This window comes from Shinella curvata, assembly GCF_022899935.1.
Classification (GTDB): Bacteria; Pseudomonadota; Alphaproteobacteria; order Rhizobiales; family Rhizobiaceae; genus Shinella; species Shinella curvata.
This window is the reverse complement of record NZ_JALJCJ010000001.1, coordinates 996,390-1,019,733: the sequence shown is the minus strand read 5'-3', so window position 1 is coordinate 1,019,733 and position 23,344 is coordinate 996,390. Positions and strand designations below refer to the sequence as shown.

General features: G+C 63.1%; 20 protein-coding genes. 4 read left to right on the top strand and 16 right to left on the bottom strand.

Annotated features, from left to right (window positions below):
- Window positions 1-197: 197 nt before the first annotated feature.
- Entirely contained in the window at window positions 198-1,400 is a 1,203-nt protein-coding gene (locus MUU55_RS04790; protein WP_244759605.1) for a pyridoxal phosphate-dependent aminotransferase, read from the top strand.
- Between the two features lie 50 nt (window positions 1,401-1,450).
- On the opposite strand, the gene MUU55_RS04785 is transcribed toward MUU55_RS04790, so the two are convergent.
- From MUU55_RS04785 to trxB, 5 genes are all read right to left on the bottom strand, one after another.
- Window positions 1,451-2,545, bottom strand: coding sequence for a calcium:cation antiporter (locus tag MUU55_RS04785; protein WP_244759604.1), 1,095 nt, complete (start codon window positions 2,543-2,545; stop codon window positions 1,451-1,453).
- A gap of 170 nt (window positions 2,546-2,715) precedes the next feature.
- Window positions 2,716-3,837 carry an alkene reductase gene (locus MUU55_RS04780; RefSeq protein WP_244759603.1) on the bottom strand — a complete coding sequence of 374 codons (1,122 nt, stop codon included), beginning with the start codon at window positions 3,835-3,837 and terminating at the stop codon, window positions 2,716-2,718.
- Between the two features lie 35 nt (window positions 3,838-3,872).
- On the bottom strand, window positions 3,873-4,178 hold the full coding sequence (locus MUU55_RS04775; RefSeq protein ID WP_244759602.1) for an ArsR/SmtB family transcription factor: 306 nt from the start codon (window positions 4,176-4,178) through the stop codon (window positions 3,873-3,875).
- A 527-nt stretch (window positions 4,179-4,705) separates the two neighbouring features.
- Window positions 4,706-5,602, bottom strand: a complete 897-nt coding sequence (locus MUU55_RS04770; RefSeq protein ID WP_244759601.1) for a LysR family transcriptional regulator VtlR — start codon at window positions 5,600-5,602, stop codon at window positions 4,706-4,708.
- A gap of 103 nt (window positions 5,603-5,705) precedes the next feature.
- Window positions 5,706-6,680, bottom strand: a complete 975-nt coding sequence (gene trxB / locus MUU55_RS04765; protein WP_244759600.1) for a thioredoxin-disulfide reductase — start codon at window positions 6,678-6,680, stop codon at window positions 5,706-5,708.
- Window positions 6,681-6,931: 251 nt separating this feature from the next.
- On the opposite strand from trxB, the gene MUU55_RS04760 reads away from it, so the two are divergent.
- Window positions 6,932-7,399, top strand: coding sequence for an Lrp/AsnC family transcriptional regulator (locus tag MUU55_RS04760; RefSeq protein ID WP_023516337.1), 468 nt, complete (start codon window positions 6,932-6,934; stop codon window positions 7,397-7,399).
- A 14-nt stretch (window positions 7,400-7,413) separates the two neighbouring features.
- Here the strand turns inward: MUU55_RS04760 and MUU55_RS04755 are convergent, their stop codons facing one another.
- The 7 genes from MUU55_RS04755 to carB all read right to left on the bottom strand — a co-directional run bounded on the left by MUU55_RS04755 (window position 7,414) and on the right by carB (window position 17,356).
- Complete coding sequence (locus MUU55_RS04755; RefSeq protein ID WP_244759599.1) at window positions 7,414-8,367, bottom strand: polysaccharide pyruvyl transferase family protein; 954 nt, start codon at window positions 8,365-8,367, stop codon at window positions 7,414-7,416.
- Window positions 8,364-9,158: a glycosyltransferase family 25 protein gene (locus MUU55_RS04750; RefSeq protein WP_244759598.1), complete on the bottom strand. Its 795-nt coding sequence runs from the start codon at window positions 9,156-9,158 to the stop codon at window positions 8,364-8,366. The genes MUU55_RS04755 and MUU55_RS04750 overlap by 4 nt, the downstream gene beginning before the upstream one ends.
- A 30-nt stretch (window positions 9,159-9,188) precedes the next feature.
- Entirely contained in the window at window positions 9,189-10,010 is an 822-nt protein-coding gene (locus tag MUU55_RS04745; protein WP_244759597.1) for a hypothetical protein, read from the bottom strand.
- Entirely contained in the window at window positions 10,007-11,053 is a 1,047-nt protein-coding gene (locus MUU55_RS04740) for a glycosyltransferase family 4 protein (RefSeq protein WP_244759596.1), read from the bottom strand. Before MUU55_RS04740 ends, MUU55_RS04745 begins: the two co-directional genes overlap by 4 nt.
- Before the next feature lie 11 nt (window positions 11,054-11,064).
- The gene (greA, locus tag MUU55_RS04735; RefSeq protein WP_244759595.1) at window positions 11,065-11,541 is read right to left on the bottom strand and encodes a transcription elongation factor GreA; all 477 of its coding nucleotides are present in this window, start codon (window positions 11,539-11,541) and stop codon (window positions 11,065-11,067) included.
- A 271-nt stretch (window positions 11,542-11,812) separates the two neighbouring features.
- Window positions 11,813-13,696: a caspase family protein gene (locus MUU55_RS04730; protein ID WP_244759594.1), complete on the bottom strand. Its 1,884-nt coding sequence runs from the start codon at window positions 13,694-13,696 to the stop codon at window positions 11,813-11,815.
- A gap of 177 nt (window positions 13,697-13,873) precedes the next feature.
- Entirely contained in the window at window positions 13,874-17,356 is a 3,483-nt protein-coding gene (gene carB / locus MUU55_RS04725; RefSeq protein ID WP_244759593.1) for a carbamoyl-phosphate synthase large subunit, read from the bottom strand.
- Between the two features lie 273 nt (window positions 17,357-17,629).
- On the opposite strand from carB, the gene MUU55_RS04720 reads away from it, so the two are divergent.
- Entirely contained in the window at window positions 17,630-18,811 is a 1,182-nt protein-coding gene (locus tag MUU55_RS04720; RefSeq protein WP_244759592.1) for an FAD-dependent oxidoreductase, read from the top strand.
- A 1-nt stretch (window position 18,812) separates the two neighbouring features.
- Here the strand turns inward: MUU55_RS04720 and blaOXA are convergent, their stop codons facing one another.
- The gene (blaOXA, locus tag MUU55_RS04715; RefSeq protein WP_244759591.1) at window positions 18,813-19,619 is read right to left on the bottom strand and encodes a class D beta-lactamase; all 807 of its coding nucleotides are present in this window, start codon (window positions 19,617-19,619) and stop codon (window positions 18,813-18,815) included.
- 109 nt (window positions 19,620-19,728) lie between these two features.
- Here blaOXA and MUU55_RS04710 point away from each other — a divergent pair, with 109 nt between their 5' ends.
- Window positions 19,729-20,616, top strand: coding sequence for a LysR family transcriptional regulator (locus tag MUU55_RS04710; protein WP_244759590.1), 888 nt, complete (start codon window positions 19,729-19,731; stop codon window positions 20,614-20,616).
- Between the two features lie 3 nt (window positions 20,617-20,619).
- On the opposite strand, the gene MUU55_RS04705 is transcribed toward MUU55_RS04710, so the two are convergent.
- The 3 genes from MUU55_RS04705 to MUU55_RS04695 form a co-directional block, all read right to left on the bottom strand.
- Window positions 20,620-21,648 (bottom strand): zinc-dependent alcohol dehydrogenase family protein, encoded by a 1,029-nt coding sequence (locus MUU55_RS04705; RefSeq protein WP_244759589.1) that lies wholly within the window; start codon window positions 21,646-21,648, stop codon window positions 20,620-20,622.
- A gap of 68 nt (window positions 21,649-21,716) precedes the next feature.
- Window positions 21,717-22,376: a dihydrofolate reductase family protein gene (locus MUU55_RS04700; RefSeq protein ID WP_244759588.1), complete on the bottom strand. Its 660-nt coding sequence runs from the start codon at window positions 22,374-22,376 to the stop codon at window positions 21,717-21,719.
- Window positions 22,377-22,457: 81 nt separating this feature from the next.
- The gene (locus MUU55_RS04695; protein ID WP_244759587.1) at window positions 22,458-23,258 is read right to left on the bottom strand and encodes a LytTR family DNA-binding domain-containing protein; all 801 of its coding nucleotides are present in this window, start codon (window positions 23,256-23,258) and stop codon (window positions 22,458-22,460) included.
- Window positions 23,259-23,344 lie beyond the last annotated feature (86 nt).

Below are 23,344 nucleotides of genomic sequence, written 5' to 3'. Positions count from 1 at the left end.
TTCGGCGGACTGCTCCATCCATTCGCAGCGTTGATGGCGCCCATGAAATTTCGCGCGTTGCCCGGCATTTCCCGCTTTTTTCGCCTATCGCGCTTGCAAGACCTGCGCACATTCGACATAGACCTAACCGCTATGGAGCCCGACGCTCCGGGTCCATGGCCTGAGCCGCCTTTGAACCCGATGAGGACCTCTCCATCATGGCCTTTCTTGCCGACGCCCTTTCCCGTGTGAAGCCTTCCGCCACCATCGCCGTTTCCCAGAAAGCGCGCGAATTGAAAGCCAAGGGCCGCGACGTCATCGGGCTTGGCGCGGGTGAACCCGATTTCGACACACCCGACAATATCAAGCAGGCCGCCATCGACGCCATTAACCGCGGCGAGACGAAGTACACGCCCGTTGCCGGCATCCCGGAACTGCGTGAGGCCATCGTCAAGAAGTTCAAGCGCGAGAACGCCCTCGACTACACCGCCGCGCAGACGATCGTCGGCACGGGCGGAAAGCAGATTCTTTTCAACGCCTTCATGGCGACGATGAATCCGGGCGATGAAGTCGTTATCCCGACACCTTATTGGGTTTCCTACCCGGAAATGGTCTCGCTGTGCGGCGGCACGCCGGTCTTCGTCGCGACGACCCAGGAAAACAAGTTCAAGCTGAAGGCTGAAGATCTGGAAAAGGCGATCACGCCGAAGACCAAGTGGTTCATCTTCAACTCGCCGTCCAACCCGTCGGGCGCCGCTTACAGCCACGACGAGCTGAAGGCGCTGACGGACGTGCTGATGCGCCATCCGCATGTCTGGGTGCTGACGGACGACATGTACGAGCACCTGACCTATGGCGACTTCAAGTTCGCCACCCCGGTCGAAGTCGAGCCGGGCCTCTATGACCGCACGCTCACCATGAACGGCGTTTCCAAGGCCTATGCGATGACCGGCTGGCGTATCGGCTATGCGGCCGGCCCGCTCAACCTGATCAAGGCCATGGACATGATCCAGGGGCAGCAGACCTCCGGCGCCTGCTCGATTGCCCAGTGGGCGGCCGTAGAAGCGCTGAACGGCACGCAGGACTTCATTCCGGAAAACAAGAAGATCTTCGAAGGCCGCCGCGACCTCATCGTCTCCATGCTCAACCAGGCCAAGGGCATCGAATGCCCGTCGCCGGAAGGCGCCTTCTATGTCTATCCGTCCTGCAAGGGCCTGATCGGCAAGACCGCGCCGTCGGGCAAGGTCATCGAGACCGACGAGGACTTCGTGTCGGAACTGCTGGAAGCGGAAGGTGTTGCCGTCGTGCACGGTTCGGCCTTCGGCCTCGGCCCGAACTTCCGCATCTCCTACGCCACATCGGAAGCCCAGCTCGAGGAAGCCGGCAAGCGCATCCAGCGCTTCTGCGCCGCCTGCAAGTAAGCGGCCTGACAAGCAACATAACGAACCCGCCGGAAACGGCGGGTTTTTTGTTAGAGCCCGATTATCGTCAGCATGATGAAGGTCGCGAAAAGGATGAAATGCGTCATCCCTTCGATGGCGTTGGTCTCGCCGTCGTTGAGGTTGATGGCGGCGGCGATCAGGGTGATGGCGACCATCACCGTCTGGGTCGGCGACATGGCCATGACGAAGGGCTGGCCGGTATAGAGCGCGATCGCCTCCATGACGGGAACCGTGAGGATGACCGTCGACAGTGATGCGCCCATGGCGATGTTGACGACGGACTGCATGCGGTTGGCAAGGGCCGCCCGCAGGGCTGTGAGGATTTCCGGCGCGGCGGAGATGGCGGCGACGATGACGGCCATCAGCGCCGGCGGTGCGCCCGTCCCCTTGAGGCCGGCGCCCAGCAGCACGGACATGACTTCCGCCAGCGCGCCGATCAGCACCACGCCGATGAGGATGAGGACGATCGAGAAGGTGGCGGGCTCGCTTTCGTCCGGCGCCTTGCTCGGCAGACCCTCCTTCCGTTCGGCGCGGGGATAGGCATAGCTGAAGAAGTAGGAGTGTGCGCCGACCTGCATGCGAAGGAAGACGCCGTAGAGCGCGATCATCGCGCCGATGGTGAAGGCGGAATAGACGTGCCAGCTCTCGCGCGGCACGAATTCAGGCACGACCATGGAGATGCCCATGGCGGTCAGGATCATCACGCCATAGGTCTTCCCCGAATCGTCGTTGTAGGGCTGCTCTCCGTGGCGAATGCCGCCGAGAAGCGCTGCGAGGCCGAGGATGCCGTTGATGTCGAGCATGACGGCGGCATAGATCGTGTCGCGCACCAGGGTCGGCGAACTCTCGCCCTGCATCATGATCGCGAGCACCACGACTTCTACCAGCACTGCCGAGAGCGTCAGGATCATCGTGCCATAGGGATCGCCGACCTTCGAGGCGAGGATTTCCGCATGATGGGCAATGCGCGTCGAAACGAGGATGATGGCCACGACCAGCGCGAAAGCGGCGATCAGCACCGGAAGGCGCCCCATCTCCAGCAGGCTGTGCTCCGTCGCGTAGGCGAAGATGGCGGCGGCGAGGCCGACGAACAGGAAACGTTCCTTCAGGGCGCTTGAGAGCATGGGCGGCGGGCTCCTCGACTATCTCCTTCTAGATTTAGACGAGGCAAGCAAAAAGAAAACGCCCGCGGAGCAGGATTCCGCGGGCGTCCGGTGGTGCATGCGCCTTTCCATCGGCCCCCGTGAGGCGAGCCTGTCAGAAGGGGCTACGGCCACCGCGAAGGCCCAAAGCGTCAGGCGACGTTTTCCAGCACCGGGTAGTCCGTGTAGCCCTTGGCGCCGCCGCCGTAGAAGGTGGCCTGATCGGGGGCGTTGAGAACGGTGTCGTTCTTCAGCCGCTCGACGAGATCGGGGTTGGCGATGAAGAGCTTGCCGAAGGCGACGAGGTCGGCCTTGCCGTCTTCCACGGCGTCGATGGCCAGTTCCCGGTTGTAGCCGTTGTTGACCATCCAGGCCGCCTTGCCGCCGGCGGCCTTGTAGGCTGCGCGGAGCGCCGCATAGTCGAAGGGCGTGTCGCCCTGCTGGTGCTCGCGCGAACCGCCGGTGGCGCCTTCGATGATGTGCACATAGGCGAGGTCATACTTCGCGAGACCTTCGACCACGTGGGTGAAGAGCGGCTGCGGGTTCGGATCGAAGGCATCGTTGGCCGGTGTGACCGGGGAGATGCGGATCGCCGTGCGGCCTGCGCCGATCTCCGTGGTGATGGCATCCGCGACCTGGAAGAGCAGACGGGCGCGGTTTTCGATCGAGCCACCGTATTCGTCGGTACGCTGGTTGCTGCCCGAGCGAAGGAACTGGTCGATCAGGTAGCCGTTGGCGGCGTGGATCTCGACGCCATCGAAGCCGGCATCGATGGCCGCGCGGGCGGCACGGCGGTAGTCCTCGATGATTCCGGGAAACTCGTCCTTCTCAAGCGCGCGCGGCTCGGAGGTTTCGGCGAAGCTTCCGGTGCCGTCGGCATTGATCAGGTAGGTCTTGGACTTGGCGCGGATCGCCGAGGGGGCGACCGGCTTGCCGCCGTCGGGCTGCAGCGTGTCATGCGAGATGCGGCCGACATGCCACATCTGCACGACGATCTTGCCGCCGGCCTTGTGCACGGCATCCGTCACCTGCTTCCAGCCTTCGAGCGCTTCCGGCTTGTAGAGGCCCGGCACGTCGGCATAGCCCTGGCCCTGGTGGGAGATGGCGGTGGCTTCCGTGATCAGCAGGCCGGCGGAGGCGCGCTGTTCGTAATAGGCGGCGTTCAGCGTGTTCGGCACGGCGCCCGGCGAACGGTTGCGCGTCAGCGGTGCCATGACGATGCGGTTGGCAAGCTGGATATCGCCGATCTTGATGGGGTCGAAGAGCGAGGTCATGGGAAGTCCTTCTTCTGGCTGGGAGAGTTGAGCGCTTACAAGGCGCTGTTGATGTGGTGGAGAAAGGCCGCGATCTTGTCTTCGTCGCGTTTGAAGAACACCCATTGGCCGACCTTGCGCGTCGTCACGAGGCCGGCACGCTGCAAAGTGGCGAGATGGGCGGAGACGGTGGACTGCGAAAGGTCGCAACGCTTTTCGATCTGTCCGGCGCAAACGCCGAATTCGAGAGGATGTTCCTGCCCGGCGAAATGGACCTGCGGTTCCTTCAGCCAGGTCAGAATCTCCAGTCGCTTCGGATGGGCGAGCGCCTTGAGGATTTCGTCGGTGTCGGGTTCGGTCATGTCTATCGGCGCTCGGCGATGTGTATATCGGATAATGCCGATATTGGGTTCGTGCTATGCCGATACAAGAGGCGCGCCGAAAAATCTTGCAAAGAAAAATCGGCAAAAAAAGAGGGCCACAAGCGAAGCTTGGGCCCTGCAAGGTTGAAGGTTTTAGAACCTCCAGAGGGGAACAGCCAACGCGCGGCACTGGGAGGAGAAAGACCGCATGTGCATTGGCTGAACTGAATATGGGATAGGGCTTGCGTTTCTTCAAGAGAAGCGCGTGCCAACTTTCGTAGCAAGGTTGAAAATCTGTTTCGCCTGTCCCAAGGCAAAAAAAGAGGGCCGCAAGATCAACTTGGGCCCTTTATAGTTTTGAAGGTAATAAAACCTCCAGAGGGGAACAGCTGGTGCGGTGGCACTGGGAGGAAAAAGCCACCGAAATGCATCAGCTGCGGGCGATATGATGGTTTTTTGGGCATACATCAATCTTTTAATGTGCATGCCAGCCATGCATAAGGCGCAGGCCTTCCGAAATGCCTGTCTCAGAAGTTCCAGTTGCGCGCCTTGGCCACGATGAAGTCTCTGAAAACCTTCAGTTTCGCGGAGTTTTTCATCTCGCTCGGATAGCAGAAATAGGTATCGAACGACGGGATGTCGGCGCTGACAGGCAGCTGGATAAGTCCCGGATCGCGACCGACAATATAGTCCGGCAGCATCGCGATACCGATGCCGAGCAGGGCCGCGCGCTTGATCGAGGTCTGGCTGTTGATTTGCAGGACCGAGGGGCGCGGATTGTCGGAATCGCGTCCGGCAATCTCCAGCCAGTTCACATCCAGCAGATAGTTCGGAGCCGGCTCGCCGAAGGTGATGATCTTGTGATTGTCGAGATCGTCGATCGACTGCGGCTCGCCGTAGCGGTTGATATAGGAGGGGGCCGCATAGATGTGCATGTGCACGGTGAACAGCCGGCGCTGGATGAGATCCGATTGCTGCGGTTCGCGCAGACGGATGGCGCAGTCCGCATGGCGCATGTTCACGTCGAGCTCCTCGTTGTCGAGGATGAGCTGCACCTGCATATCCGGGTAAAGCGCCAGAAACTCCTGCACCTTGTCGGTCAGCCAACCCTGGCCGAGACCGACCGTGGTGGTGATGCGCAGCTTGCCGCTCGGCTTTTCGGTGTTTTCCGTCAGCTGTACCCGCACGCTTTCGAGCTTCATCAGCACGTCGTGGGCTGTGCGATAGAGGATTTCGCCCTGTTCGGTCAGGATCAGGCCGCGGGCATGGCGGTGGAAGAGCTTGATGCCGACATCTTGCTCGAGCGCGCTCACCTGGCGGCTGATGGCCGATTGCGACAGGTGCAGCTTGTCGGCCGCATGCGTGAAGGAGCCGGCCTCGGCCGCGGCATGAAAAATCCGCAGCTTGTCCCAGTCGAGCGCCATTCTATCCCCCATATGTCTGTGAGGCGGGGAGCGCTCGCTTCCCGCCCGGTCGCTGATTCAACTGTTCCCATGGGGGCGTCACCGCCCCCTTTGTTGGCGGCTTCTACTCGGCCGCAATTGCGACAGGCATATGACCTGCAAGGTATTTTTCGGTTTCGAGGGCCGCCATGCAGCCCATGCCGGCAGCTGTGACCGCCTGGCGATAGATATCATCGGTGACATCGCCTGCGGCAAATACGCCCGGCACGTCCGTCGCCGTGGAATCGGCGGCTGTCCACAGATAGCCGTTCGACTTCTGGCGCAGCTTGCCCTTGAAGAGTTCGACGGCGGGCGCGTGGCCGATGGCGACGAACACGCCGTCCGTCACCACGTCGCGCGTCTCGCCGGTCTTGACGTTGCGCAGCTTCACGCCGTTGACGGAGGCCGGCATCGGCGGCTTCGGATCCGAGCCGAGATATTCCACGACTTCGTGATCCCAGACGATCTTGACGTTTTCCTTGGCGAACAGGCGCTCCTGAAGGATGCGTTCGGCGCGGAACGAGTCACGGCGGTGTACGACCGTCACGGTCTTGGCGAGGTTGGAGAGGTAAAGCGCCTCTTCGACCGCCGAGTTGCCGCCGCCGACCACGATCACGTCCTTGTTGCGGTAGAAGAAGCCGTCGCAGGTGGCGCAGGCCGACACGCCGAAGCCCATGAACTTGTGTTCGGTGTCGATGCCGAGCCACTTGGCCTTGGCGCCGGTGGCGATGATCAACGCGTCGGCGGTCCACTCGGTGCCGCTGTCGGTGGAGATACGGAAGGGACGCACGCTCATGTCGACATTGGTCACGAGGTCATTGACGATCTCGGCGCCGACATGTTGAGCCTGCTTGAGCATCTGCTCCATCATCCATGGGCCCTGAACCGGATCGGCATAACCCGGATAGTTCTCGACATCCGTGGTGATCATCAGCTGGCCGCCCTGTTCCATGCCGGCGATGAGGACCGGTTCCAGCATGGCGCGGGCCGTATAGATGGCGGCGGTGTAGCCGGCGGGGCCGGATCCGATGATCAGCACCTTCACGTGACGGGCGGACATGGTCGTTCCTTCCGGGGCGATAGGCCCCTCAATCGGCCCGCCGGCGCTTTTGCGCCAGGGCTGCGGCCAGCGTGTCTCTGTTCAATGCTCATTTATGAGGGGAGTGCGCATAGTTTCAAGTGTTGTGGGTGCTTTGCCAACAGGCAAGCGAAGGCGCGTGACATATTTGTGCCTCTTGCGGTAACAATGTTGCGCTGATGCGGCGATTCGGGTCACTTCCGGTCGCCTCCCTGAAAGGTCTGACAATTCCCATGTTTCGCGCCGAACTCGACGCCATCGACATCCGCATCCTGAAGGAACTTCAGGCCGACGGCCGAATGACCAATGTGGAGCTGGCCGCGCGCGCCGGCATCTCCGCGCCGCCCTGCCTGCGCCGGGTGCGCAAGCTGGAGGAGGCCGGCATCATCGAGGGCTATACCGCGATGCTGAACGCGCCGGCCCTCGGCTACGATCTCGTCGCCTTCTGCATGGTCGGCCTCAAGCACCAGTCCGAAGCCAATCTCAAGGCTTTCGCAGCGGCGACCGGTGAATGGCCGATGGTCCGCCAGGCCTGGATGGTCTCCGGTGACAGCGACTTCCTGCTGCATTGCGTCGCCGAAAACCTGACCCGCTTCCAGGATTTCGTCATCGAGGAACTGACCGCCAATGCGCAGGTCGATACCGTGCGCACGATGCTGACGATCCGCCAGGTCAAGAAGGTCGGGCTGGTCGAGCTATAGGCCGTGGCGCCCGGCTAGCGCCGCGAGAACTGTGTTCTGAACAGATCGATCTGCTCCTGCGGAAGCGTGATCGCCACGGGCATCGCCGATTCTATCAGGTCCTGCAGCTTTGAGATGTCCGAGCGCTCGATGATCGGAAGGCTAAAGTCGCGCCCCATTTCGCGCGCGCGATTGTCCACGCTGACGATGATGCTGCGTCGTCCCGATTGAAGGGCCCGGATGCCCGCGTGTAGGCGCGTGCCGACGAAATCCAGATCATCCTCGCAGCGTAGGAGCGCATCGTAGGCGGAAAGATGCGGCGCGACCTCGCGCAGACCTGTCACTCCAAGGGAGTTCAGGTAGGCCTTGTCCTGTTTTCCCTGAATCCAGACATGAACGTTGCGATACTGCCTCTTGAGCGTCTCCAGCATGAGGCGGTCTTCGTGCGGCGCCGGAGCATAGTCCGTCAAAGTCGCCACGACATCCCGCGCCTTGTTCTGAGGAACCGTGGCGAGGTGGGCGGGGGTCAGCTGCCAGAGGGTAGGGCAGCCGGTGTTGACGACGTTCTTGATCCCGGCCGCCGACAGGTAGCGTGCGGAATACGCGTCGCGGACCGATTGATGGGCGTTGTCGCAGAGAAGGCTTCGATAGATCCGGGCCGTCAGAAAATCCGGAGGGTCGGCATAGGCGGCCCAGCCCGTGCCCAGCAGAACGAGCTTGTTCTTCATCCGAGGGAGGTCACGCCATCCCATTTTCCAGTGCCGCTGCCTTGTCCAGTGGGAGAAGAGCAGATTTGCGCCGCCGGCGATGACGTAATCTGCGTGCTTGAGGATACGCCGGCCACGGACGGAGACACGGTCATGGCTCGGGATGCGCTCCACGAAGGCGTCGGGAAACATCGCCTCGATTTCGCGGTTGACAGCGTCCATGATGATCTGGTCGCCGACATTGGGGGAGGCTATGGATGTATCGTAAATGGCAATGTTCATTTTTCGCCCGCGACCGGCTTGCGCAGAAGCCTGAAGTTTCTCTTTTTTCGCCAGGCCAGCAGTTTCTCTTCCGCCAGCCGCTTTTGTTTCACCAGTTGATAGAACCACGAACGATTGCCGGTCTGACGGCGCGCGCCCTTGTCCGATAAAATGAGGCTGTCGGCTCCCGTGGTCGTGACCGGGGCCGGCCGGAAGCTGTATCCGTGTCCTTCCCGTGTCAGCCAATAGCGAAAGAAGTTGTCGACCGGCGCAAAAATCGTCGCATGCTCTGTCACGAAACGCCGCGCGCCTTCGCGCGACCAGACAATGGCGTTCGTCGTCATCGGGAAATAATGCGCGGCGACGAGTTCGAAGGTCATGCTTCCCACCGGATATTCCTCGATGGCGGTGCCGAGTTTCAGCCGGTTGTTGCCGACATTGAGGAGAAGCCAGTCGGGATCAAGGGCGTCGATATCCGGCAACGCCGCTTCGAGTAGTTCCAGCACATTGCAGAGGGGCTCGGCATCGTCCTCGAGAACGAGTGCGTGGCGGGCGTCTGACTGAAGGAATGTCCTCGCTGCCTTCAGATGACTGTAGTAACACCCGATCTCGCCGCCGACGAGGCCGCGACCCATGAACCGCTTGGCGGCGGCAAGGTCGTAGTCCGGCAGGGATGCCAGGTCATAGGCGCGGCCGTCCACCGCTGCGACACGTTCGAAGTCGATACCGAAGGCTTCGAGTTTTGTTCGAAGGCCGGCCAGTCGGGCATCACTGCCGTCGAGATTGATCACATAGGTGCGGATTGCCTGCATGTCGCGTCCTGCTGTCGGCAGCGGGGCCATCTAAAATAGGACAGAAATGTCGAAATCAAAACGTGTGGCATAGTGATTGGCGGCCTTTTCAAGAAACGACCCCGAAGGAACGCGGCCGCCATGGTGTTCGCTTATGTGCTGGCGGAGCGCCTTTCCCCACAGATGCACTGCCAGGACAGGCTCAGGGAAACTGTCCAGCGAAAGATCGTCGGGCGTCGCGAAACGTGCGGCTTGCTGGAACGGCACAGGATAAAACGCTTCGATGCCGAGGGCATTCGAAATCTCACCGGTTTTCCCGAGGAAATGCGTCAGCGCCCGGGGGCCGAGAGAGCCCCAGGGCCACTGGGATATCGGCAATCCCCGGCCAAAGGACCTGGCGACGTATTTCAAGCGGCGCAAACCCTGCAATGTAGGGGGATAGCCGCGCGTATCGACAGTAAATTTCGAAAGCTCGGCGAGCGCTGGGGATTGTCTGGGAAGGCGTAGAACGGCGCCATTCACCTCATCCGCGCTTTCGTATCCGAAGAGGTACGGCTTATCCATCGGCAGAGGCCGCAGGGCCACGATGTCGAGGTCGACCCAGGTGTGGTCCGTTTTGTTGAAAAGCGCATAGCGAAACAGGTCGGAGTAGAGAGCGACGCTGCCGGTCTTGCGATGCCGGACGATATCACCCGTATCCAGAATCTCGGCGGCATCGCGCACATCGATGCCCGGGGGAACACCGTCGATGGTGCCGCGCGTATAAACGACCAGTTTGTGACCGGCGTCGAGCATCGACAGCGCGCTGACCTGCTCGATGGGGCCGAAGGGCGCGCCGTACCAGAACGTCGCCACTGTGTTGCTCGTGCTCACGCCTGATCTACCCCGGCGTAGACCCGCCCGAGAGCCGCCGCCTCTCCCTCGATGCTGAAATGCGCTTCCGCCCGTTGCCGGCCGTGCTCGCCGGCGTGCCGGCGCAATGTGGCGTCGCCCATATAGGTCCTCGCGGCCTGCGCAAGCGCCTCGACGTCATCGGCGGACACCACGTCGCCCGTGTCCGGGGTGACGATCTCGCTGAAGGCGCCGACATTCGTGGCCACGACGGGAACGCCTGTCGCCATCGCCTCCAGCGGCGTGAGACCAAACCCTTCCCATCGTTGCGGAGCGATGAACAGGTCTAGCGCACGGTACCACGCGTTGATGTTGGTATGTTCCCCGACGAAGAGGATGCGATCGGCAAGCCCCGCCTCCCGCACACGTGCCTTCAGTCCGTTCTCGAAATCGACATGCTGCGCCGTCGCGCGGCCGGCAACGATCGCCGACCATTCCGGTTGTTCCGGCAGGAGGCGAATCATCGCGTCGACGAAGAGGTCCGTGCCTTTCTGGTGGCGCACGCGGCCGAAGCAGCCCGCATAGTTTTGCGCGGGATCGAGGCCGAGCAACGTCTTTGCCGCGCTCTTTTCGGCTGGCGGCGCGAAGCGCTGCGGATCGATGCCGTGCATGATCACGGTGTTGGGGACCTCCAGATAGGAGGCGGTTCGGGCGCTCGTGGCGACGACGGCATCCATCCGGGAGATGAGGAACTTCGTCCAGCCGGTGTGACGGCGTTGCGAGGCCGAGGTGAAGACGAGTTTCAGCTTCATGCGCAGCAGATGGCGCAGCACGAGGCCGAACAGCATTTCGATGTTGCGGCGCGCATGCCAGACGCGTGGGCCCCGAGACCAGAGCGCCGGCAGATCGCGCCAGCGCATCCTGGGCAATGTGTCCGGCAGGCCGCTGCCAAGCGTCACGACGTTCTGCCCCAGCCTGTTTTGAACCGGAACGAGCTGGATGATCGTGGACGTGACGCCAGACAGGCGGCGCTTGAAGTTCGGTGCGATGACTTGGACGTCCCGCATGTCCTTTACGATCGGCATGGAACCGACGATCAGCCCCAGGTAACGTCGAGAATCTCGTAGGCCTTGGAGCCGCCGGGGGCGTTCACTTCGATCGAGTCGCCGACTTCCTTGCCGATGAGAGCGCGGGCGATGGGGGAGGAGATCGAGATGCGGCCCTGCTTCACGTCGGCTTCCTGGTCGCCGACGATCTGGTAGACCTTCTCTTCTTCTGTGTCCTCATCGACGAGCTTCACCCTGGCGCCGAACTTGATCTTCGAGCCGGACATCTTCGAGAGGTCGATGACCTCGGCGCGCGCGACGAAGTCTTCGAGCTCCGTGATGCGGCCTTCATTGTGGCTCTGGGCTTCCTTGGCGGCATGGTACTCGGCATTTTCCGAAAGGTCGCCATGGGCGCGCGCTTCGGCGATCGCTTCGATGATTCGCGGACGCTCTTCCTGCTGACGCCAGCGCAGTTCTTCCTGCAGCTTGACGAAACCGCCGTGAGTCATCGGTACCTTTTCAACCATTTTATCCCGTCCTTCAGACCGCGCCGCGCAAGCTTTCACCTGCGTGAACGCAAAAGAAAACGGTCTCCGGAGAAAAATCCCCGGAACCGTCGAAAGCGTTTGAACAGTCCTTATAGCAGAGTGCGGCCGCCAAAAGCCAGTTTTTTTGCCGCAGGCTGCGATGCGCCCACAGGTGCTGGAACACTCTCGAGCTGCTGCACTCTGCAAAACAGCGCGCGCAGCGCCGTGCGACCTTGGGCGATTTGCCTCATACCGAAGGCCGAAATTACCGTCAGTGATCGCAGAAGGTCATGACGATGCAGTTGCCTGTTGCCGGGGCTGTCTTCCTCTGGATCTGCTTCTTTTCCACGACGGTTGGCTGCTTCTCGGCAACGACTCGCTGCTTCGTCTTCGCGGTGCGGGCGGCCGGGCGCTCCTTCGTGGGCTTTTCGCGCGTCGCCGTGCGGGCCTTGGCGGGCTTTTCCTTCTTCTCGCGCACGATCTTCGTCGGCTCCGCCTTCTTCGGTGTGAAGCAGATGCCGCTGCTGTTGAGATCCTGACCCGAGGGGCATGTCTTTGCCACGCACTGATCGCCAACCTTATTCTCGAGAGGTGAGCAAACGAGCGGGCAGACGCGTCCATTGCGCATCTTCATGGCGTCGAGCGCCGCCATGGTCGCGGCCGTGGTTTCGAACGAGAGCTTGGTTTCGCGATTGAAGGTTTCCATCGCCGAACGCGTCCGCCGGCCCCATTTGCCATCCGGCGTTCCGGGCTCGCAGCCGAGGCGGTCGAGTTCCTTCTGCTGGGCGCGTGCCAATTCCTCTTGTGTCGGGGCGGGTTCGCTGGTGACCTGCAACGCGTCGTCGCGCTTTTCATCGGGCAGAAGCGCCGGCTTCTTCTCGGTTTCCTGGGAAAGGGCGGCGACCTCTATCTCCTGCTTTTTCAGACGCTCGGCTTCCGCCTCCGCGGCGGCCTTGGCCTCTGCATCGGCCTTGGCGATTGCGGCTTGCGCGTCGGCTTCTGCCTTCGCGGCCGCCGCTTTCGCATCCGCTTCGGCCTTCGCGGCAGCGGCGGCTTTTGCGTCGGCCTCCGCTTTTGCGGTGGCCTCGGCCCTTGCATCGGCTTCCGCCTTTTCGGCGGCAGCAGCCTTGGCCTCGGCTTCCGCCCTGGCATCGGCCTCAGCCCTGGCCTTCGCATCGGCTGCCTGTTGCGTTTTTTCCGCGCGCAGATCGGCAATGGCCAGCTTGGCGAGCGTGGAGAAGGCGCAGGTGCCGAAGCGGATCAGGTGATCGTTGAAAAGGTCCTCGTCGCCCTTGTCGGCAATGGCGGTCCAATGGGCGGCCGCGTCACGGCAGGCATCGACCGCAGGCTCCTTCTTCTCCGGCATCACGATCTCCTGTGGGGCCTTGAGATAGATGCTGGTGCCGGGAAGGCGGCCATATTCGTAGGGCGTCTGCCGGCCGTCGGTCCGTTGCTGTACATCGTCGGCAACCTTGCGGAAGAGCAGGCTGAGCTCCAGGCCCGGCGTTTCCAGATGATCGAGCAGGGCGGCCGCATAGGGGCTGTGCTGCCCTTGACCGTCTTCAGCGACCGTGCCCGCAGCTGCGGCATAGCTGACGAGCACGCCCGGAAAGGTCTCGACCTTGGCGAGGCCGCGGCTCGTCGAGCGGGTTTTGTTCTGACTGGACATTGTTTGAAGGAACGGATTGTCGCGGCAAGCATCGAGCAGAACGAGCTTCAGACCCTTCGCGCTCTCGACGGCGGACAGGACGTCTTCCAGCGAAACCGTCTCGAATTTCACGCGAAGATCGGATTTGAGGCGTGCATCGACGGGGATCAGGTAGTTGCGGCCCTGCAATTCCATGCCATGGCCGGCATAGTAGACGAGGGCCAGCTCCGAATGGGCGGCGCGTTCGCTGAAATCGGCAAGCTCTCGCTCAAACGTTGCCTTGGAGAGGTCAGTGCGCAGGGTAACTTCGAAGCCAAGACGTTCGAGTGCGGCCGCGATTGCCTTGGCGTCGGTGCCGGGATTGGGCAGGATGGAGGCGTGGTCGTAGGCCGAATTTCCGATGACGAGGGCGACCCGCTCCGCTGCGGTCGCAAGCGACGTGCCAAGCCCGGCCATGACCAAAGCCATGACCGCAAAGCGTAGCAATCGCCATGCCGTCCCAATCATCGGATGCCCCGGACCCCCATCGTCCTACCGTCGCTGAAATCGCGTTCACACACAAGGCTCAGACGGCGAAGCCTGCCCGCCTATTCGACACCAACCCCGTCTGTTCCACGCGCCAGCGGCATAAAAAAGCCGGGCGGTGGGACCGCCCGGCTCTCAACAGATTGGAAGATCCGTGGCTCAGAAATATGACTGCAACGGGCGCACTTCGAGCTGGCCCTGCTTGAGAGCCTTGATCGCCTGGGCGGCGGCGAGCGCGCCGGCCATGGTCGTGTAGTAGGGCACCTTCTGCATCAGTGCGGCGCGACGCAGCGACTTCGAGTCCGAGATCGCCTTGTTGCCGTCGGTCGTGTTGATGACGAGCTGGACCTGGCGGTTGCGGATAGCGTCCTCGATATGTGGACGTCCCTCCTGCACCTTGTTGACCTTGATCGCCTCGATGCCGTTTTCGGCGAGGAAGCGGGCGGTGCCGGAGGTCGCCATGACCCGGAAGCCGATCTCGGTGAGCAGGCGCACGGCCGTCAGCACACGATCCTTGTCGCCATCACGCACCGACACGAAGACCGTGCCTTCACGCGGCAGGTCGACGCCGGCGCCGAGCTGCGACTTGGCGAAGGCCAGCGCGAAATCCGTGTCGAGGCCGATGACTTCCCCGGTCGAGCGCATTTCCGGGCCGAGCAGCGTGTCGACGCCCGGGAAGCGGGCGAAGGGGAACACGGCTTCCTTGACGGCGATGTGCTTGAGGTTGCGCGGGTCGGGCTTCTTGCCATAGGCGGCGATCGCCGCATCGAGGCCTTCACCGGCCATGACGCGGGCAGCGATCTTGGCGATCGGCGCGCCGATGGTCTTGGCGACGAAGGGCACCGTGCGCGAGGCGCGCGGGTTGACTTCCAGCACATAGATCGTGCCGTCCTTGATGGCGTACTGCACGTTCATCAGGCCGCCGACATTGAGCGCCTTGGCCAGAGCCTTGGTCTGGCGTTCCAGCTCGTCGACGATCTCGGTGGAGAGCGTGTGGACCGGCAGCGAGCAAGCGGAGTCGCCCGAGTGGATGCCGGCTTCCTCGATATGCTCCATGATGCCGGAGACGAAGACGTCCTTGCCGTCGCAGAGCGCGTCGACGTCGACTTCCACGGCGTTCGACAGGTAGCTGTCGAAGAGCAGCGGGTTCTTGCCGAGCAGCGTGTTGATCTGGCCGGTCTTGTCGTTCGGGTAGCGCTGCTTGATGTCCTCGGGAACGAGTTCCGGAACCGTGTCGAGCAGGTAGGTCTGGAGCTGGCCTTCCGAATGGATGATCTGCATGGCGCGGCCGCCGAGCACGTAGGATGGGCGCACGACGAGCGGGAAGCCGATCTCGCCGGCAACGAGACGAGCCTGTTCGACGGAATAGGCGATGCCGTTGTTTGGCTGGGCGAGATCCAGCTTCTGCAGGAGCTTCTGGAAGCGGTCGCGGTCTTCGGCAAGGTCGATCATGTCGGGCGCGGTGCCGAGGATCGGGATGCCGTTCTTTTCCAGCGCTTCGGCGAGCTTCAGCGGCGTCTGGCCGCCGAACTGCACGATGACGCCGACGAGCTCGCCATTGGTCTGCTCGGCCTTCAGGATTTCGATGACGTCTTCGGCCGTCAGCGGCTCGAAATAGAGGCGATCAGAGGTGTCGTAGTCGGTCGAGACCGTTTCCGGGTTGCAGTTGACCATGATCGCTTCATAACCGGCATCCTTCAGCGCGAAGGCGGCATGGCAGCAGCAATAGTCGAACTCGATGCCCTGGCCGATGCGGTTCGGGCCGCCGCCGAGGATAACGACCTTCTTGCGATCCGAAATGCCGGCTTCCGAGCGCGTTTCGCCCGCAAACGGCGTTTCGTAGGTCGAGTACATATAGGCGGTCGGCGAGGCGAATTCGGCCGCGCAGGTATCGATGCGCTTGAAGACCGGGCGCACGTTCAGGCCGTTGCGCAGCTCGGCGACTTCCTTCGGGCGCTTGCCCGAGAGCGTGGCGAGGCGGGCGTCGGAGAAGCCCATGGCCTTGAGCATGCGCAGGTTTTCGGCGTCCTGCGGCAGGCCGTGCTCGCGGATGCGGGCTTCCATGTCGACGATGGCCTTGAACTGCTCCAGGAACCACGGATCGATCTTCGAGCCTTCATGCGCCTCTTCCAGCGACAGGCCCATGCGCAGCGCCTGGGCGACCATGCGCAGGCGGTCCGGCGTCGGGGTGGAGATGGCGGCGCGGATGGCGTTCTTGTCGTTGCCATCGCCGAGGCCGGGGATTTCGATCTCGTCGAGGCCGGTCAGGCCCGTTTCGAGGCCGCGCAGCGCCTTCTGCAGTGATTCGGCGAAGGTGCGGCCGATGGCCATGACTTCACCAACCGACTTCATGGCGGTCGTCAGCGTCGGCTCGGCGCCGGGGAACTTTTCGAAGGCGAAACGCGGGATCTTCGTGACGACGTAGTCGATGGAGGGTTCGAACGATGCCGGGGTCGCGCCGCCGGTGATGTCGTTTTCCAGTTCGTCCAGCGTGTAGCCGATCGCGAGCTTGGCGGCGATCTTGGCGATCGGGAAGCCGGTGGCCTTGGAAGCCAGAGCCGACGAACGCGAAACGCGCGGGTTCATTTCGATGACGACAAGGCGGCCATTGGCCGGGTTGACGGCGAACTGCACGTTCGAGCCGCCGGTCTCTACGCCGATCTCGCGCAGCACCGCAATCGATGCGTTGCGCATGATCTGGTATTCCTTGTCCGTCAGGGTCAAGGCCGGCGCGACGGTGATCGAGTCACCCGTGTGCACGCCCATCGGGTCGATGTTCTCGATGGAGCAGATGATGATGCAGTTGTCCGCCTTGTCGCGGACGACTTCCATCTCATATTCCTTCCAGCCGAGAACCGACTCTTCGATCAGCACTTCCGTCGTCGGCGAGGCGTCGAGACCGGAATTGATGATCTCGAAGAATTCCGAGCGGTTGTAAGCGATGCCGCCGCCGGTGCCGCCGAGCGTGAAGGACGGACGGATGATGGCGGGCAGGCCGATGACGTCGAGCGCCTGGGCGCCGATCGCCATGGCGTGGCTCATATAGCGCTGCTTGCGGTCGGTCTCGCCGAGGTTCCACTGGTTTTCCAGCTCGTCCAGCGCCTTGTCGAGCGCATCGCCCGAAAGCTCGGCCTTCAGCTTGGTGCGCTCGGCTTCGTGCGCCTTGCGATCGACATCCTTGATCTCGGTGGCGTTGGCGAGCAGCGACTTCGGCGTTTCCAGACCGATGCGGGCCATGGCCTCGCGGAAGAGGGCGCGGTCTTCGGCCATGTCGATGGCGGCGGGCTTGGCACCGATCATCTCGACATTGTAGCGGTCGAGAACGCCCATGCGCTTCAGCGAGAGTGCGGTGTTGAGCGCCGTCTGGCCGCCCATGGTCGGCAGAAGCGCGTCCGGACGTTCCTTGGCGATGATCTTGGCGACGACTTCGGGCGTGATCGGCTCGACGTATGTTGCGTCGGCGAGGCCCGGATCGGTCATGATCGTCGCCGGGTTGGAGTTGACGAGGATGACGCGGTAGCCTTCCTCCTTCAGCGCCTTGCAGGCCTGCGTGCCGGAATAGTCGAATTCGCAGGCCTGGCCGATGACGATCGGCCCCGCGCCGATGATGAGGATCGATTTCAAATCTTGGCGCTTGGGCATCTCTCTATCCAATCTTCCGCGTGCGCGAAAAACCGGCATGGCGATGGGTTCACCGGGCCGGGCGCGCAAAAATGGTCTTTCAAGGCTAGAAGCGGCTTATAGGCAAATGACAGGGGGAGCGGAACCCCGAAAATCACGCAATCGACAGGAAAAGTGCAGGGGCTGTTCCCCTCCCGCATGCCAGCGATATAACAGGCGGTCCTTTGGCCCGCTTCGCAAGGGTTCGCTGAACCATGTAGGCACAGAGACGCATATCGATTCGGGGAGGGAAGCATGCTGCCGCAGGAAACCGATGTGCTGATCGTCGGGGCGGGGCCGACGGGCCTTGCGCTCGCCATCACCCTGCAACAGGCCGGCATCCGCCCCGTCATCGTCGACCGGCTTGCGGCGGGTCAGAACACCTCGCGGGCCGCCGTCATCCATGCCCATACGCTGGAAGTGCTGGAGCGCATCGGCGTCACCGAGGAACTGGAGCGCCGCGGCCTGCCGCTCATCCACTTTACACTGCGTGATCATGACAAGGCGGTGCTTGAGCTCGATTTCTCGATGCTGCCCTCGCGCTATGCGGAAGTCCTGATGATTCCGCAGGACGAGACGGAGGCTGTCCTTGCCGGGCGGCTGGAGGCGCTTGGCGGCTCTGTGGTTCGCGGCGCGACGGCGACGAAAGTCGAGACGGATGCGGCAGGCGCGACCGTTCATCTAGCGACCGCCGAAGGCGAACGGGTGATCCGTGCCCGCTACCTCATCGGCGGCGATGGCATGCACAGCGTGGTGCGCGAGGCGGCCGGTATCGCCTTCGATGGCGAGACCTATGCCGGCTCCTTCGTGCTGGCCGATGTTCATATGGACTGGGGCTATAGCGACGAGGTGACCTTGCTCTTCTCGGCAGAGGGCATGGGCGTCGTCGCCCCGCTGCCCGGCGGCCACTTTCGCATCGTCGCACCGGTCGAGGATGCGCCGCATGAGCCCGATGTCGCCTTCGTGCAGGCGCTGCTCGATGCGCGCGGGCCGCGCACGGTGCCGGGCCGCATAAAAGATGTGATCTGGAGCTCGCGCTTCCGCGTGCATCACCGCGTCGCCTCGCGCTATCGCTCCGGTCCGCTTTTCGTCATGGGCGATGCCGCGCATGTGCACAGCCCGGCGGGCGGGCAGGGCATGAATACCGGCATCGTCGATGCCGTGGTGCTCGGGCAGCTGCTGGCCGATGTCCTGAACGGCAAGGCGCCGGAAGCGACGCTCGACCTCTATGAGGAGAAGCGCCGCCCGGCTGCGGTGGAGGTGCTGGCGCTCGCCGATCGCCTGACGCGGATGGCGATGGTGCGCAGCGTCTTCGGTCGCACGCTGCGCAATCTTGCCCTGCGCATCCTCGGCGCGTCCCCGGTCTTCCGGCGCAAGCTCGCACTCAACGTCTCCGGCCTTGCCCGCAAGGGGTTGGGCATGGTTCCGCCGCGCTAGATCACTCCGTGGCGAGAATGCCTGGCAGTTCCGCGAGAATGCTGTCGCGTGCCCGAAGGCTCGTGCGCGGTTCCTGTTTCTTCTCGTCCTGGACCAGCCGGGCGAATACTACGGTTTGCTCGCCACGGCTTGCCCAGCCGACATACCAGCCCCAGGGCGTGTTGTAGTTGAAACTGCCATCGGCCTGGCGAGGATAGGCCATGCCCGTCTTGCCCTGCGCGTGCCATCCGTCGCCGATCTCCCGGCCCTCGACGATCTTCATCGCCGCATCCATCGCGTCGGAAGAGACGGGCAGGTCATGGTTCACCAGCTTCCTGAGGAAGGCGATCTGCTCGCGGGGCGAGATTTTCAGGGATGAGGCGATCCACGAGCGTTCCAGCGCATTGTTCTTGCCGGGATCGCCGGTCACGTCACCATTGCCGTAGTCGAAGGCCTCGGCATAGTCGCGCAGCTTCTCGTAGCCGAGAAATTCGGTGATGCGTTGTGAATACCAGACGACGGAAAGCTCCATCCAGCGCTTCGGCGTCGTCGGCTGACGCCAAGCGTCACCACCCCAGTCCGGGTAGCCCTTCAGGAAGGGCAGGACCGGCTCCTCGGCATTCTCCAGAAAGCCGGAATCGTAGCCCATCACGGCCAGCGGCACCTTGAAGGTGGAGGCGGGGGTGACGCGGTTCTTGCAGTCGCCCTTTTCCATGATGACCTCATTGCTGCCGGCATCGGCAACGATGGTACAAATAATGCGGGCTTCAGCCGGTGCCGCGAAGCTTGCAGCCAGCAGGGCGCCGGCGGCGAAAAGACGTTTGTCCATCCCGTTTCCTCGGATTTCAAGTGGTTTGTGCCACCTTGATAGCAACCGCTTGATGGGCTGACAAAAGATCAATACTGGTCTTAGCCATGAGGAAATCTAGGGCATTGCCATGGTTCGGCCATATCTTCCGCTGAACGCCTTTCGCGCTTTCGAGGCTTCCGCGCGACATCTGAGCTTCACCCGTGCGGCCATCGAGCTGAACGTCACGCAGGCTGCCGTCAGCCATCAGGTGAAGAGCCTCGAGGACCAGCTCGGCGTCGTGCTGTTCAAGCGCCTGCCGCGCGGGCTGATGATCACCGCGGAGGGCGAGAGCCTGCTGCCGGTGCTGCGCGACAGCTTCGACCGCATGGCCGACGTGGTGGAGCGCTTTCGCGGCGGCCATGTGCGGGAAATCCTGACGGTCGGTGCGGTGGGCACCTTTGCGGTCGGCTGGCTTCTGCCGCGACTGGCGAGTTTTCGCGAGCGCCACCCGTTCGTCGAAGTCAGGCTCTCCACCAACAACAACCGCGTCGACCTCGCCGCCGAGGGGCTCGATTTCGCCGTACGTTTCGGTGCCGGCGCCTGGCACGGCACGGATGCCGTCAGGCTGTTCGATGCGCCGCTTTCGGTTCTGGCGATTCCCACGGTCGCGCGTGATCTCAAGGCGCCCGAAGACCTGCTCGGCCTGACGCTGCTGCGCTCCTACCGTCGCGACGAGTGGACCCGCTGGTTCGAGGCCGCCGGCTTGCCGCGCACGCCGCCGCCGCAGAATGCCATCGTCTTTGATACGTCGCTCGCCATGATGGAGGCGGTGTTGCAGGGACTTGGCGTCGGGCTTGCCCCGCCGCTGATGTTTTCGCGACTGCTCTCCTCCGGCGCGGTCGTGCAACCGTTCAAGACGAGCGTCGCGCTCGGCAGCTATTGGCTGACATGCCTGCAATCGCGCAACGTCACGCCGGCCATGTCGGCTTTTTCGGCATGGCTTCGGGAAATGGTGGCGGAGGAGGGGCTGGCCTGAGCCCTATCTCAGACCGGGCATGACAAGCACTTTCACCTCTCCGGGGCGCGGCGGGTTTGCCACGGCATCCGGCAGGTCGTTTATGCCGATGCGGCGCGAGATCAGTCGGTCGACCTTGATCGTGCCCGAGGCAATCAGTGCCGCCGCGCGGCCATGGACATGCGGGTTGAGGAAGGACGTGAGAATTTTCACCTCGCGAAACAGCAGGTCGAAGGGTTCGATCTCGATCTTCTCGCCCTGCGGCATCACGCCGAGAATGACGACGGTGCCGCCGTTGCGGGCGAGTTTCGGCGCCAGCATCATGGTTTCGGCCACCCCCGCGCATTCGATAACGACGTCGGCGCCGCAGGGAACGAGGCCGGATTTGCCCGCAATGCCTTCGATCGCATCGCCTGTACCGGGATCGAAGGAATGGGTGGCGCCGATCTCCTCGGCCAGTTGTCGGCGCACGGCCTGACGCGTGACGAGCACGACGGCGGTCGCGCCGGCAAGGCGGGCGAGCTGGACCGTGAGCATGCCGATCACCCCGCCGCCGAGCACCACCACGGAGCTGCCGGGCTCAATGCCCGCCATGTCCACGCCGTGCAGGCAGCAGGCCAGCGGTTCGCAGAAAGCACCATGTTCCGGCGGCAGCGACAGCGGCAGTTCATAGGCCTGCCGCTGCGGCACCAGTACATAGTCGGCAAAGCCGCCGTCGCGATGGATGCCGATCGCCTGGAGGTTTTCGCAGAGATTGACGCGGCCGCGCCGGCATTGTGCGCAACGGCCGCACGCGATGTTCGGATCGCCGGTGATGCGCATGCCGGGCCGGAAATCGCGAACGGCATCGCCGATGGCTTCGACGATGCCGGAGAATTCGTGGCCGAGCGTCACCGGTGGCCGGCAGGGGAATTCTCCGTGGAAGAGATGACGGTCGGTGCCGCAGATACCTGCGGCCTCGACCCGCACGAGGAGATCGTCCGGGCCTGGCACCGGTTTTTCCACCTCGCGCACCACAAAACCGCCGATCGCCTCCAGCCGCGCCGCTTTCATGCCATCCTCCCGTTCACCACCGGAGAATAGGAGCGGCAACGGCGGTGACGGTCAAGACCGCCACGTGCTCAGGTGAGGTTGCGGCGGCGTTCCAGCTCGGCCTCGGTCGGTGTTTCGAACTCGAAGGAGCCGGTGGTGACCACGCCCGCGCGGGCATATTTGCTGATGACGATGCCGTTTTCGCTGGTGCTCGAGGCCACCAGCGTCAGCGCCCGCGGGAAGGAGGCATCGCCGAACAGCCGCTTGCCCTTGCCGAGGATGACCGGGAAGGTGAACACGTTGATCTCGTCGACGAGGTCGTGTTCGAACAGCGTCTTGAGGAAGTCCGTCGAGCCCTGCGTCAGGAGATCCGGCCCGTCCCCGCCTTTCAGGGCCTTCACCGCGGCGACCGTATCGGCCCCCAGCACATGGCTGTTCTGCCAGGTGGTCTTGAAGCCCGGATTGCGGGTCGCGACATATTTGTTGATGCGGTCGAAGAGCGGGCCGATCGGGTCGTTCTTGTCAGCATAGGGCCAGTGGGCGGCAAAAATGTCGTAGGTCTTGCGGCCGAGCAGCAGGTCGAAGGGATTTGCAAACATCTCGCCGATCGCAGCGCCCATCTTCTCGTCGAAGAGCGGCGCGACCCAGCCGCCGAATTTGAAGCCGCCGATCGGATCCTCCTCGGGGCCGCCCGGTGCCTGCATGACGCCGTCAAGGCTGATAAAGGCACCGACAATGATCTTTCTCATGGGTTTCTCCTGGCCGTTTGTTGATAGATACCTAGAGACGAACGGCGAAAGGTTGATCCGACATCGTCCTCGAAAAAATCGTCAACCCCATCGGCTGCGCACCGCCTCCGTGCGGCTGCGGCTCACCGGGATTTCCCGCCCATCCTTCAGGCGGACCGCAAGCCGGCCCTCGGCGCGCGTCAGCCTGTCGACGTTGATATCGGCGACGAAATGCGAACGGTGCACCTGCAGGCCCGCCGTCGCGCCCAGTTCCTCCAGCGCATCGGAAAATCGCAGCAGCACCAGTTCCCGGCCACGGCTTGTCGTCACCTCCGTATAGTGATCGGCCACGGTCATGTGCAGGATGGGGCCGCGGTTCTCCGGCTTCAGCCGGCGCATCAGCTGCACCTCGGCGCGCTCGTCCGCAGTCTCGGGCCGCGATGGCGGGGCTGGCGAAAGGACTGCCGCCTGCTTGCTGCTCATCGTCATGAAGGTGAGGCCGCAGAAGAGGGCGGAGAGAAGAAGGCCGCTGGCGATGCTTTGTGCGATGGTCGAAAGTGTCGGCGTGCCGCCGAACGTCACCAGGCTGATCGCCTCCGTGGCAAGCCCGACGGGCGCGCCGGCGACGAGCGTTCCGATTGCCATGCGGCCCAGGAGGCTCGGCACGCGGCTCAAGAGAAGCGTGTTGACGAGGACGATGGCGACGATGGCGATGCCCCAGGCGATGGCGTGCTGCACGAGCCAGAAGCCGAGGCGCGGGGCAGTGGCCAGGCGTTCCGCCGTGCCATAGGGGCCCGTTACCCAGAAGATCAGCACGACGGCGCCGAAGGTCGCCCAGAAGCGCGGTGCGCGCAGGAAGATCTGCAGTTCACGAAGCGCGGATTGCAGGAAGGGGCGTTCCACGAAGTATTCCGTCCATTCGGGCCAAAGCGTTTGAGGCGGTCCGATCATTGGCTGAAGACACGGGCGAATTCAACCGCTGCCGGAGC

Coding starts and splice junctions, on each gene's coding strand:
- MUU55_RS04790 (WP_244759605.1), top strand. CDS start 198: ATGGCCTTTCTTGCCGACGCCCTTTCCCGTGTGAAGCCTTCCGCCACC.
- MUU55_RS04785 (WP_244759604.1), bottom strand. CDS start 2,545: ATGCTCTCAAGCGCCCTGAAGGAACGTTTCCTGTTCGTCGGCCTCGCC.
- MUU55_RS04780 (WP_244759603.1), bottom strand. CDS start 3,837: ATGACCTCGCTCTTCGACCCCATCAAGATCGGCGATATCCAGCTTGCC.
- MUU55_RS04775 (WP_244759602.1), bottom strand. CDS start 4,178: ATGACCGAACCCGACACCGACGAAATCCTCAAGGCGCTCGCCCATCCG.
- MUU55_RS04770 (WP_244759601.1), bottom strand. CDS start 5,602: ATGGCGCTCGACTGGGACAAGCTGCGGATTTTTCATGCCGCGGCCGAG.
- trxB (WP_244759600.1), bottom strand. CDS start 6,680: ATGTCCGCCCGTCACGTGAAGGTGCTGATCATCGGATCCGGCCCCGCC.
- MUU55_RS04760 (WP_023516337.1), top strand. CDS start 6,932: ATGTTTCGCGCCGAACTCGACGCCATCGACATCCGCATCCTGAAGGAA.
- MUU55_RS04755 (WP_244759599.1), bottom strand. CDS start 8,367: ATGAACATTGCCATTTACGATACATCCATAGCCTCCCCCAATGTCGGC.
- MUU55_RS04750 (WP_244759598.1), bottom strand. CDS start 9,158: ATGCAGGCAATCCGCACCTATGTGATCAATCTCGACGGCAGTGATGCC.
- MUU55_RS04740 (WP_244759596.1), bottom strand. CDS start 11,053: ATGCCGATCGTAAAGGACATGCGGGACGTCCAAGTCATCGCACCGAAC.
- greA (WP_244759595.1), bottom strand. CDS start 11,541: ATGGTTGAAAAGGTACCGATGACTCACGGCGGTTTCGTCAAGCTGCAG.
- MUU55_RS04730 (WP_244759594.1), bottom strand. CDS start 13,696: ATGATTGGGACGGCATGGCGATTGCTACGCTTTGCGGTCATGGCTTTG.
- carB (WP_244759593.1), bottom strand. CDS start 17,356: ATGCCCAAGCGCCAAGATTTGAAATCGATCCTCATCATCGGCGCGGGG.
- MUU55_RS04720 (WP_244759592.1), top strand. CDS start 17,630: ATGCTGCCGCAGGAAACCGATGTGCTGATCGTCGGGGCGGGGCCGACG.
- blaOXA (WP_244759591.1), bottom strand. CDS start 19,619: ATGGACAAACGTCTTTTCGCCGCCGGCGCCCTGCTGGCTGCAAGCTTC.
- MUU55_RS04710 (WP_244759590.1), top strand. CDS start 19,729: ATGGTTCGGCCATATCTTCCGCTGAACGCCTTTCGCGCTTTCGAGGCT.
- MUU55_RS04705 (WP_244759589.1), bottom strand. CDS start 21,648: ATGAAAGCGGCGCGGCTGGAGGCGATCGGCGGTTTTGTGGTGCGCGAG.
- MUU55_RS04700 (WP_244759588.1), bottom strand. CDS start 22,376: ATGAGAAAGATCATTGTCGGTGCCTTTATCAGCCTTGACGGCGTCATG.